8 protein-coding genes are annotated in these 11093 nt (G+C 64.0%); 7 read left to right on the top strand and 1 reads right to left on the bottom strand.

The window, feature by feature from the left end:
- Positions 1–1900: 1900 nt before the first annotated feature.
- The 5 genes from HMPREF9440_RS03775 (at position 1901) to HMPREF9440_RS03755 (ending at position 7089) form a co-directional block, all read left to right on the top strand.
- Complete coding sequence (locus tag HMPREF9440_RS03775; protein ID WP_008541660.1) at positions 1901–3925, top strand: ribonucleoside triphosphate reductase; 2025 nt, start codon at positions 1901–1903, stop codon at positions 3923–3925.
- A gap of 122 nt (positions 3926–4047) precedes the next feature.
- Positions 4048–4251: an anaerobic ribonucleoside-triphosphate reductase gene (gene nrdD / locus HMPREF9440_RS03770; protein ID WP_040763482.1), complete on the top strand. Its 204-nt coding sequence runs from the start codon at positions 4048–4050 to the stop codon at positions 4249–4251.
- 13 nt (positions 4252–4264) lie between these two features.
- The gene (locus tag HMPREF9440_RS03765; protein WP_008541655.1) at positions 4265–4978 is read left to right on the top strand and encodes an anaerobic ribonucleoside-triphosphate reductase activating protein; all 714 of its coding nucleotides are present in this window, start codon (positions 4265–4267) and stop codon (positions 4976–4978) included.
- A gap of 294 nt (positions 4979–5272) precedes the next feature.
- Positions 5273–6043 carry a hypothetical protein gene (locus tag HMPREF9440_RS03760; protein ID WP_040763480.1) on the top strand — a complete coding sequence of 257 codons (771 nt, stop codon included), beginning with the start codon at positions 5273–5275 and terminating at the stop codon, positions 6041–6043.
- 353 nt (positions 6044–6396) lie between these two features.
- Positions 6397–7089 (top strand): hypothetical protein, encoded by a 693-nt coding sequence (locus tag HMPREF9440_RS03755; RefSeq protein WP_008541652.1) that lies wholly within the window; start codon positions 6397–6399, stop codon positions 7087–7089.
- 78 nt (positions 7090–7167) lie between these two features.
- On the opposite strand, the gene HMPREF9440_RS03750 is transcribed toward HMPREF9440_RS03755, so the two are convergent.
- A complete protein-coding gene (locus tag HMPREF9440_RS03750) occupies positions 7168–8151 on the bottom strand; it encodes a helix-turn-helix transcriptional regulator (RefSeq protein WP_008541650.1) in 984 nt (327 codons plus the stop codon).
- Positions 8152–8294: 143 nt separating this feature from the next.
- On the opposite strand from HMPREF9440_RS03750, the gene HMPREF9440_RS03745 reads away from it, so the two are divergent.
- Positions 8295–8813 carry a hypothetical protein gene (locus tag HMPREF9440_RS03745; RefSeq protein ID WP_008541649.1) on the top strand — a complete coding sequence of 173 codons (519 nt, stop codon included), beginning with the start codon at positions 8295–8297 and terminating at the stop codon, positions 8811–8813.
- 54 nt (positions 8814–8867) lie between these two features.
- Positions 8868–11093 (top strand): DNA topoisomerase 3 (locus tag HMPREF9440_RS03740; protein ID WP_008541648.1); only part of this gene is annotated, 2226 nt, incomplete at its 3' end.

Below are 11093 nucleotides of genomic sequence, written 5' to 3'. Positions count from 1 at the left end.
TACCGACCCAAGGATTGGACGCGGCCTGTCGAAAAGAGGTAGTTCCCCTTATGACGGAATGTCGCAAGAATCATACGTATGAATACTTACGAACGGTTGTTCAGGATTGACAAACAAGAATGGTTCTCAAATGGCGATAGCGACGTGGAAACCGTCCGAACGGCGTGAAATCGCCCGGTGTCCGGCCTATCCGCGATTTGCGAAACCCCATGGGGCGGTGTACCTTGTGCCTCAGGCAGCCGGTCAATGTGCTCCGTGCGTTGCTCCTCAGACGCGAAGACGGTGATGTGGTTGGTCCTGCATCATTGAGAAGCTGCTCAACAAACAAAACTTCGGGACGACGCCGGTCAGGGACGTCGTCCCGAAGTTTTATCCGGGGTCCGCAGAGTGCGCTTTGCGGGCCCTTTGCCGTTTATGCGCCCGAAGTGACGCATTGATGTTGCTGAAGTGTTGATATGAGAGGGCGGCGAGGGCCGCCCGGAGGGCGGGTGCAGGCTGGAAGCGGCGCCGCGCGCGTGCCTATCCCCTCCGTGGAGCGCCGGGGCCGGTCACCCGGACGAAGCTCAGAAGGCGCGCCGGACGCTTGTGGGACCGCGGAGACCCGCGGAAGGCCGTTGGATGCGCGCCGGAGGGCTTCAGGGTGCGCCGGAACGCCCCCAGAACGCCCCAGAACGCCTGGAAGACGCGCGGAAGACGCCTGCGGAGGCCTGCCCTGGCGCGGAAAGCGGCCTGCCGGAGTCCGGCGCGTCATCCTCCGCCTCTTCAGCGTCCGCGCCCCGGGAACCGGCCTTGGTGCCCGTGAGCATGCCGTGGAACGTCCCTGCGGGTTGCAGGAACGCACCGCAGGGGCACGGAAGAGGCCTGTAGACGCCGGGATGCATGCCCTCAGGACGGCCTGCAAACTGGGCGTCGTGGTTTTTGGTTTTGATCTTCGTCAATAAAAACGCAGAGCTTTTCTTGACGGAAACACGCTTTTTCAAGGGGTTTCGAGCGTGAGTCCTGCGGTACTTGTCGTATGTATAGATACGTAGGACAAGACCTTCCGACTTTGGCGGCCCCGGGTTTGGTCTCAGGCACTTGCGTCGCGCGGCGTATCTCGATCGGGAGGTGCGGCGCAACACCGCTTTGGGGATGAAGGCGTACTCCGTCGTTTTGACCGGCATGTCGAACGGCGCGATCGACGGGATTGACATTCCGAGACCGCATCACATCCCTGGTGCCTCACGAGCCTGATGCGCCAGACGGGCGGAGCGCGTCGGATGCGGCCCGGGGACATCGTGACGGGACGGATGCGCCGACGGCTGGTCGGGCGGGGGTGAAGAGAAGGGAGGACGAAGAGGAAGAGGGAGAGAAAGAGAAAGAGAAAGAGAAAGAGGGTCGTCGGTCGGGCCGGGCGCGGCCGCCGAACGGAACGCCGAAGAGACCGCCGAACAGACCCGCCGAATAAAAAAAGAGCCCGCACGCGCTTCGTGCAGGCTCATAAATCCGACGTGCTCACATGCACGTATTGAAAAGGCGTTGCTTTTCCAATGCGGCCCCTCGGGAGCGTCGCCGGAGACGGCATGGAATCCTTCTTCCTCAACCGTCGGGGCGCATTGTACGGGGTGCGCGTCCGGAATGCATCCGTAAGAACCCGGATGCATGTCTTAGGTGTTAACGATGGTGAACGCAAGGGGTTCCCGGCAAAGCTCCGTCACCACAAGATGTAGTGCGAAACCATATTTTCGGCGTCCCGTCAAGGCCTACCAACTACTCCTTTTGAACCCCCCGGGGGTGGCGGAGCGGAGGGATCCTGCCGCTATACTGTCCGTCACGGTCAACTTATACCGCAACGACCTGTGGTGTTTCGAGGTAGGCGCAAACACCACATCTAGTAAAACGACAAACGAGACCACCACATATGACTGCGACTCCCACCACCTCGCCGCGCCACCTTCTGAAGCGCGACGGCACCGTCAAGGAATTCGACGTTGAGAAGATCGTGCGCGCCGTCACGCGCGCCGGCAAGGCCACGGGCGAATTCGACGAGCCGCGCGCCCGGAACATCGTCGAGACGCTCGTCATGCCCCGTCTCGCGAGCACGGAGCAGCGCACGCTTCACATCGAAGAAGTGCAGGACGCCGTCGAGCACGCGCTCTACGACGCGAACTGCTTCACGACGCTGCGCGCCTACATCGTCTACCGCGAATCCCGCGCGAAGGTCCGCAACGCCCGCGAGAGCTGGGTGAACGTCGAAACCTCGATCAACGAATACCTCCAACAGCTCGACTGGCGCGTGAACGCCAACGCGAACCAGGGCTACTCGCTGGGCGGGCTCATCCTGAACGTCTCCGGAAAGGTGGTCGCCAATTATTGGTTGAACTACATCTACCCGCGTGAGATCGGCCGCGCGCACCGCGAAGCCGACATCCACATCCACGACTTGGACATGCTCTCCGGCTACTGCGCGGGCTGGAGCCTGCGCACGCTCCTCCAGGAAGGCTTGAACGGCGTTCCGGGGAAGGTGGAGGCCGGCGCGCCGAAGCACCTCTCGTCCGCGACGGGTCAGATCGTCAATTTCTTGGGCACGATGCAGAACGAATGGGCGGGCGCGCAGGCGTTTTCGTCCTTCGACACGTACTTGGCCCCCTACATCCGCAAGGACAACCTCCCCTACGAGCAGGTGCTCCAGTGCATCCAGGAGCTGATCTACAACCTCAACGTCCCCTCCCGCTGGGGGACGCAGACGCCGTTCACGAACCTCACCTTTGACTGGACGTGCCCTGAGGACCTGAAGAGCCAGCGCCCGGTGATCTGCGGCGAAGAGCAGCCCTTCACCTACGGCGAACTTCAGGCCGAGATGGACATGATCAACCGCGCCTACATCGAGGTCATGATGAGGGGCGATGCGAAGGGCCGCGTCTTCACGTTCCCGATCCCGACCTACAACATCACGCCGGACTTCGAGTGGGACAGCCCGAACGCGCGGATGCTCTTCGACATGACGGCGAAGTACGGGCTCCCGTACTTCCAGAATTTCGTCAATTCTGAGCTCAAGCCCAACATGATCCGCTCGATGTGCTGCCGCCTGCAGCTGGACCTCCGTGAACTCCTGAAGCGCGGGAACGGCCTCTTCGGCTCGGCCGAGCAGACGGGCTCCTTGGGCGTCGTGACGGTCAACACCGCGCGCCTGGGGTACCTCTTCAAGGGCGACGAAGACGGGCTCTTCCGTCGCTTGGACGAATTGCTCGAACTTGCGAAGACGAGCCTTGAGATCAAGCGGAAGGTCATCCAGCACCACATCGACCAGGGGCTCTTCCCCTACACGAAGCGCTATCTCGGCACGCTCCGGAACCACTTCTCGACGGTGGGCGTCAACGGCATCAACGAGATGATCCGCAACTTCACGGACGACCGCGACGACATCACGACCGAGTGGGGTCACGCGTTCGCGCTGAAGTTCTTGGACCACGTGCGCGAGCGCCTCGTCGCCTTCCAGGAAGAGACGGACCACATGTACAACCTCGAGGCGACGCCCGCCGAAGGGACGACGTACCGCTTCGCCAAGGAAGACAAGAAGCGCTTCCCGGACATCCTCCAGGCGGGGACCCCGTCGAATCCGTACTACACGAACAGCTCGCAGCTCCCCGTCAACTTCACGGACGACCCGTTCGAAGCGCTGGAGCGCCAGGACGACCTGCAGCGCAAGTACACCGGCGGCACGGTCCTTCACCTCTACATGAACGAAGCCGTGAGCTCGCCCGAAGCCTGCCGCGACCTCGTGAGGAAGACCTTGACGACGTTCCGTCTCCCCTACATCACGGTGACGCCGACGTTCTCGATCTGCCCGAAGCACGGCTACCTCTCCGGCCGCCACGACTTCTGCCCGAAGTGCGACGAAGAGATCCTCGCCAAGAAGCGCCGTGAGATGAGCGCAGCGAGCTGATCTGGGCTCAACCGCAAGGAACCCCGTAGCGCGACGGGACCGGCAAACCGTAACGGTCCCGGAGCGCCTCGAGCGGACCCGAAAGACATTTGAAGATTCACGTTTCCAAAGAGGACACCACCATGACCGACAAGACCACCAACCTGAAGGCCCCTGAACTCAAGGACTCCGAACGCCAGCCCTGCGAAGTCTGGACCCGCGTGATGGGCTACCACCGCCCGGTGCAGTCCTTCAACATCGGCAAGAAGGGTGAGTTCCAGGAACGCGTCTGCTTCACGGAAGAAAGCGCCGCTCAGCACAAGCCCGCCTCCTGCTGCGGCAAGTGAAGTGACGGACGCCATGCCGGCGGCGGCCCTGCGGGTCGCCGCCATCACGCCCTTTACCACCATCGACTTTCCCGGCCGCCTTTCGGCGGTCGTGTTCGTCCAGGGGTGCCCCTGGCGCTGCGTCTACTGCCACAACGACTGGATGCAGTCGCGGGCGCACGCGCCCGAGTCGAGCTGGGACGAGGTGATGAAGCTTCTCTCCCGCAGGAAGGGTCTCTTGGACGGCGTCGTTTTCTCCGGAGGGGAACCTACGGTGGACCACGCGCTCCCTGAGGCGATGCGCACCGTGAAGTCGATGGGTTTCGAGGTGGGTCTTCACACGGGCGGGAGCTACCCCGATCGGTTGGCCGCGTGCCTCCCCCTCATCGACTGGGTGGGCCTGGACGTGAAGGCCGTCCCGACGGACCCCGAGACCTACGACCGCGTGACCGGGGTCCCGGGGAGCTGTGCGCACTTTTTGGAGTCCTACCGGATGATCCGGGAGGCGGGCGTCGAGCTCGAATGCCGCACGACGGCGCATCCGGCGTGGCTGCCGGAAGACCGCTTGTTGGCCTTGGCCGATTGGTTGAAGGACGAGGAGGTCGACACCTTCGCGCTTCAGATCTACCGCCAACCGCCGGGGTCGTTCCTCGCGCGCTTTGACCGGATCGGCGCGGACTATCCGGGTGAGCGGGCGCTCGCCGCGCTCAAGGGTGCCGTCGGGCACTTCACGGAGCGGCGCGGGTAGGACGGCCCCGCGCGTCCAGCGCATCTGCACGGGAGATTGACGACGGAAGGTTTCTCCGGGCCGGAAGGCTCGGCGGAACCTTCCGTTTTTTATTGCTCCGGAACGGCCCGGCGGCGACACCGAACCTCCCTCCAAAGCTCCCTCTGAAGCGTCCTTTCGAGTTTTCCTGCATCTGTGATCGTCGCATGACAGGCGACACTGAAGGTGAGGGGAAGGCGCGGCGCGACGCGGCTTCGGATCCGGTCGCGCGGCCTTCATCCCGTCTCTTGTCCAACCGTCCCGGAGGTGTGAATCATGTGTGCGCAGAAGCGTCCCGAATGCGAAGAAGCGCCCGTCGGCATGACGTGCGGGGGTCGTCCCGTCCGACCGGACGAGATCCTGAAGGCGAAGCGTTCCGCGGGGTTGAGTCCCGCAGACCTCAGCGTGGCGGACGGCGTCGGGACTGAGGAGGACGAGGACCTCGAAGAGGACGGGGGCTTCGACGAGGACGAAGATGACGATGAGGATGAAGAGGAGGACAGCGCTGCGGAGCGCATGCTGCGGATCGCGTCGGACGCGGTCGAAGAGGTCCGCTGGCGCCGACGTGAGGCGAAAAGGAATCTGCCCGATCGTGCGTCGGTCGCATGGTTCGATCACCTGCTGACCGAAGGCACCCCGGAGGAGAAGCTCGCCGCCATCGATCTGGTGTTCTCCGACGCGTGGTGCGCGAACCAGGTCGAGAAGCTCATCCGCGACCCGGACGCCCGCGTGAGCGAAGCCTACGCCGAACGGACGTACGGCATCATCGACGTCGCGTTGGAGATGCAGGAGGCCGCGGGCGTGATCGAGTCCTACGAGCTCATGGAGGAGGCCGACGAGGATCTTCTCCTCACGTGGCTTGACATGACGCCGCCCGAAGAGGAGGACAGGGAGGATGATGCGTACGACGAGACTCCTAGGCAGCGGGAGGAGCGTTTGGAGCGCCGGGCGGAAGACGCAGTCCGTTGGCGCGACGCCGTGACCGCGTTGAACCTCATGCGGAGCGGCGTCGGCTGGCTCGACTGGTGGGCGTGGACGCCGGAGTGATGCCGCGTTCTGTCGTCCCGGCGACCGTTCGTGCCGACTCACTCAGATTGGGGTGAAGCACAGGCGGAAGGCGCCGTCGACCGGAAGGGTCGACGAAACCTTCCGTTTTTTATTTTCTCCGGCAAACGGCGGCTTCACCGCGCTCTCTCAGTGGCATGTCAGCGGCTTCTCAGCGGAATGTCGGCGGCTTGCCGGAGGCGTCTGATCAGAGGGTCGGAAGATTCTTCATGCGTCTGTGAACGACGCACGATGCCGGACAATGAAGTTGAGGGAAAGGTCGGTGCCGCGCGGTGTTCGGACCGCCTGCGTCGACTTTCCCGAGCCGATTGTTCCCGTTTCCAGGAGGATGCAGCATGAGTGCGGACAAGTGCCCGAAGCCCGAAGAGAAGAACGTCTACGGGACGAACGCCGACGGCACCCCCTATACGCCCAAGCCGCGCGGATTGGGGCCGCAAAAGAAGCGTTCCGCGCCGAACCTCTACTCCTTGGAGAGGGGCATATCCTCCGCCGAGCTCATGGCCGGATACGTGTTGGACACGTACCGCGATGCGGACATGACGTTGGTCGGGCTGTGGGACCGTCTTCCTGAAAAACCGACGGCGGAATGGTTCGACAAACTCGTGGCCGAAGGCTCCCCGGAGGAGAAGTACGTCGCCCGCGACGCGGTGTTCTCCGACCCCGACTGCGCCGAACGGGTTTGGAAGCTCGTCAGCGACCCGATGCCCTGGGTGAGCCGGACCTACGGCGACAGGACGAGAGAGCTCATCGGCATCGCCTGGGAGATGCACGAGAGGGCCGGGAAGTTCACGCCGGACGACCTCGAGAAGTCCGACGAAGAGCTTATCCTCGCCCGGCTCGGCATGACGCCTCCCGAAAAGAAGGCGCACGTATGGGAGCTATTCACCGGGGACGTCGATGATCACCAGTACCGTTGGATGCTCGCCGTGACGGCGTTGAACCTCATGCGCAGCTGCGTGAAATGGATCGACTGGTGGGCGTGGGAACCGGTGACGTCGCGCGAAGTCCCGTGCCGACGGAAGGACTGAGGCGGTGACGGGAGGTGAATGACGGGACGCTCCGGGCGGCGCGGGCCCCCCGAAGCGTCCTTCACGTGGGAGGGAACGTCACTGCGGGTCGGCGACCGGCTGCTTTTCCGAGAGGCGGATGTTCGCGCGGTGCCAGGAAGCGATCCAACCGTCGAGCACGTTCGTGTCGTCGACCTCCGCCTCCAAGCGCCAGAAGCCGTCGGGGAGACGCACGAGCGTCTGACGGCGGTGGAGCGGCGTTTCCTGAAGGTTCTTCGCGAAGACGCCGCTCTCGAATTCGAGGATCAGCCGCACCTTGCCGCCGTTCGAGTAGTTGAAGTGCTTGGAGGCCACGTACTCCTCGAGCGAAAAGCCTTTCGGGCGCTCGGCCGCGAAGTCGAGGACGCGCGCTTTCTGGAGCCTGTGGAGCGCGAGATGGCGGACGTTGTCGTAGCCGTCGAAGCGGGCCACAAGGTAGACCCTGCAGCCCTGTTGCACGAGTCCCAGGGGCGAGATGATCCCGTGCTTCGCTTCTTCGTTGAAGTTCACGTAGTCGATCTCCAACTTCGACTCGCGGTAGAGCGCTTCGCTCACGGCGTCGAAGATTCTCGACTTGATGACGGGCGGGAGCATCGGGACGCTCTCCGGCACGAAGGCGACCTTGCGGAGCCACTGCGCGGCGCGGGAGGACCGCGCCGATTCGTTCAAGGTCTCCTGCGCCTCTTCGAAGAGGTAATCGAGCGACTTCACGAGGGGCGCCGGCAGCTGGTGCTTCAAGTACTCCTGCGCCATGCGCACGAGCAGGCTCACCTGAGGCGAGAGGGTCACGCTCGCCAACGTCGGATCGGGGACGCCGCGCCGGTAGGCATAGGGCTTGCTCTCCGTGTTGATCTCCATCCCGAACTCCGGCTCGTCAGTGAGCTCGCGGAGGATGCGCTGCAGCCTTCTCGTCGGCACCTCGCGGCCCGATTCCGCAAGCGCCTGCCCGATCTCGGTGGAGGTGATCCAACTGCTTCTCGGAATGCGCTTCAGGATGGCGAGGATGAGGAGCGCGTCCTGCGCGGCGGTGTCTTTTCGCGCCATGGTTTCTGCCTCTGCGGGAATGCGTCGCGGGGTGGAGGGATGGTTGGAATCATTCTAGCCCCATGCGTCGGTGAACGACGCATGATCGACTACATTGGAAGTGGGCGGGAAGTTCCGCCCGGCATTGAATCTATGAGACTCCTATGAAGAAACCCAAACTGCCTCCGTACGACGACGCCCCTGCGTTCCCCGAAGGGAAGCCCGATCCGCGCACTGTTTTCGCCGTCGAACTTCTCGTCAAGGTGGAAGACCCCGCCAAGGAATTCGCGCCCTACGAAAGGGTCCTGCGGCACGCCGGTGCCCAGACGGCCAACGACGGCGACCGTCTTCTCGTTCGGGTGGAGCGCATCGAAGAACTGACGCTTTGGCGTCTGATGACGAGCCTCGCCGGGCACGAGGCGGGGTACCTCCGGATCACGCGCTTGGAGCAGAACGAGCCGTTGCCGGAGTTCTCCCCGTGCTTCCGCGGAACGACCTTTCACGGCGCGCTCCCCTATCACGCCGTCTGCCGCTCGATCGAGCAGTCTCCTGAGCTGGATCTTTGGCCCCTGGCGAAGCGCGAAGTGGCGCGGGTGTTTGGGATCGAACCGCTTTCCTGGTCGGGTTTGCCGCCGGACGAGCGGGAGCGGCTGCTGAAGAAGGTGGGGGAGGCCGTCAAGTGACGGGCGTAGGGGTTCGTCCGCACCCGAAGCCTTCCCTCCGTAAAATCCCAACCCATGGACACGAAACTCTTCATCGCCGAAAAGCCTTCGGTCGCGAAGGCGATCGCGGCGGAAATCGGCGTCGCTTCGCGCGCGGAAGGATACCTCACGTGCCGGGACGGCACGCTGATCACGTGGTGCTTCGGGCATCTGCTCGAACAGGCCGAGCCGGACGACTACCTCCCGGACGACATCCCCAAAACGAAGAAGGGCCGCAAGATCTGGCGTCTTCAGGACCTCCCCATCATCCCGTCGGCATGGCTCAGCAGGGCCAGGACCGACCGCGGCGTGAAGAAGCAGTTGACCACGATCGGGAAGCTCCTGAAGCAACCCAACGTCGCCGTGGTGGTGAACGCCGGCGACCCGGACCGCGAAGGGCAGCTCTTGGTCGATGAAGTGCTGGAGCACTACAAGTGCCGAAAGCCCGTGAAGCGCTTCTGGGTGTCCGCAGTCGACCCGGCCTCGATCCGGAAGGGGCTCGCGGCGCTCAAGGAAAACGTCGACTACGCCGGCATGCGCGACGCCGCCCGCGGGCGCTCGCGGGCGGACTGGCTCCTCGGGATGAACCTCTCGCGCGCCTACACGCTCACCCAATCGGGTGGGCTCATCGCGGTGGGGCGCGTGCAGACGCCCACCCTCGCGATGGTCGCGCGCCGCGACTACGCGGTGCGGAACTTCGTCCCGCAGCCCTACCTCTCGATTTCCGCAGACTTGGAAGCCAAGGCCTGCCGCTTCCGCGCGAAGTGGAAGCCCCGTGAGGGGCAGCCCGGGATGGACGAAGAGGGAAAGCTCCTGATCGACCTCGATCTCGGCCGCCAGTTGGTCGAGAAGCTCAAGCAGGAAAAGGCCGCGACCGTGACCTCTTCCGTCACGAAGCGCAAGAAAGCCTTCCAACCCAAGGCCTATTCCTTGGCCGACATCCAGATCGAGGCGAGCCGGATGTTCGGGATGAGCGCGGAGGAGACGCTCAAGGTCTGCCAGAGCCTCTACGAAGTCCACAAGATCACCTCGTACCCGCGAACCGACTGCGGGTACCTGCCGGAATCGCAGCACCCGGACGCCCCCGCCGTTCTGGCAGCGATCGCGAAGACCTTCCCGGCGACCCAAAAAGCCGTTGAGCGGGCCGACCCCACGATCAAGAGCCCGACCTTCAACGACAAGAAGGTGACGGCGCACCACGGGATCGTGCCCGTCGCGAACACCGCCCATTGGGAGAAGCTCTCGCCCGCCGAACAGAAGATCTACAGGCTCATCGCCCGACGGTACATCGCGAACTTCTTCCCCGTGCACGAGTACGACGCGACCGAGATCCGGTTCGATCTCGGCGGCGAAACCTTCGTCGCGACGGGGAAGGTCGTCGTGGTGAAGGGGTGGAAGGTTTTGTTTGAGAAGACCGAAGCGGAGAAGGCAGCGGAAGCGGCGGGGAAGGCCGCGGCCGCGAAGAAGAAGTCCGCGAAGGCCAAGGCGGACGCCGACGGTGAGGAGGACGAAGAGTCCGATCAGGCGCTCCCGACGCTCGTCAAGGGGGACGTCGCGGACGTTTTGGACGTCCTCGGCCGGGAAGACCAGACGAAGCCGCCTTCCTACTTCACGGAGGGGACGCTCATCGCCGCAATGGAGAATGTGTGGCGCTCGTTCGACGACCCGCACCTCCAGGAGAAGTTGAAGGAAGCGGGCGGGATCGGGACGCCTGCGACGCGGGCGTCGATCATCCAGGAATTGAAGCGCAAGAACTACCTCGAGACCGAGAAGAAGTTTCTGCACTGCACCGAGGAGGGCAGGAACGTCCTCATCGTGGCGTCTCCGAAGGTGAGGAGCGCCGCGATGACGGCGGCCTTTGAAACCAAGCTCTCCCAGATCGAGCGGGGCGAATACCGGCTCGACCAGTTCGTTGCGGAGTACGAAGCCTTCATCTGTGAAGAAATCGAGCGCGCGAAGACCGCGCCGGTGGTGGTGAAGGAACCGGTTGGCGGTGCCTCGTCGGCGTCGCCCTCGGAATCGAGCGCGTCGGGGAGGGCTTCCTCGTGGCGCAGTTCCTCCGGGACGAGGAGCCGGTCGGCGGCCGGGAGCCGGACGGGGACCAAGACCGCGACCAAAACCGGGACGAAGAGGACGACGAAGACGGGGACCTCAACCCGGACGCGCACGCGTGCGGCGGGCGAGTCGTCGGCTTCGACTTCGACGTCTGCGGCCCCTGCGGTCCGCGCGCCGAAGTGGCGCGCGGAGGCGAAGCCGACGGCG

Origin of the sequence: Sutterella parvirubra YIT 11816, assembly GCF_000250875.1 — a bacterium.
GTDB classification, from domain to species: domain Bacteria; phylum Pseudomonadota; class Gammaproteobacteria; order Burkholderiales; family Burkholderiaceae_F; genus Sutterella; species Sutterella parvirubra.
The sequence above is the reverse complement of the archived record's forward strand: the minus strand, read 5'-3'. Positions and strand labels throughout refer to the sequence as shown.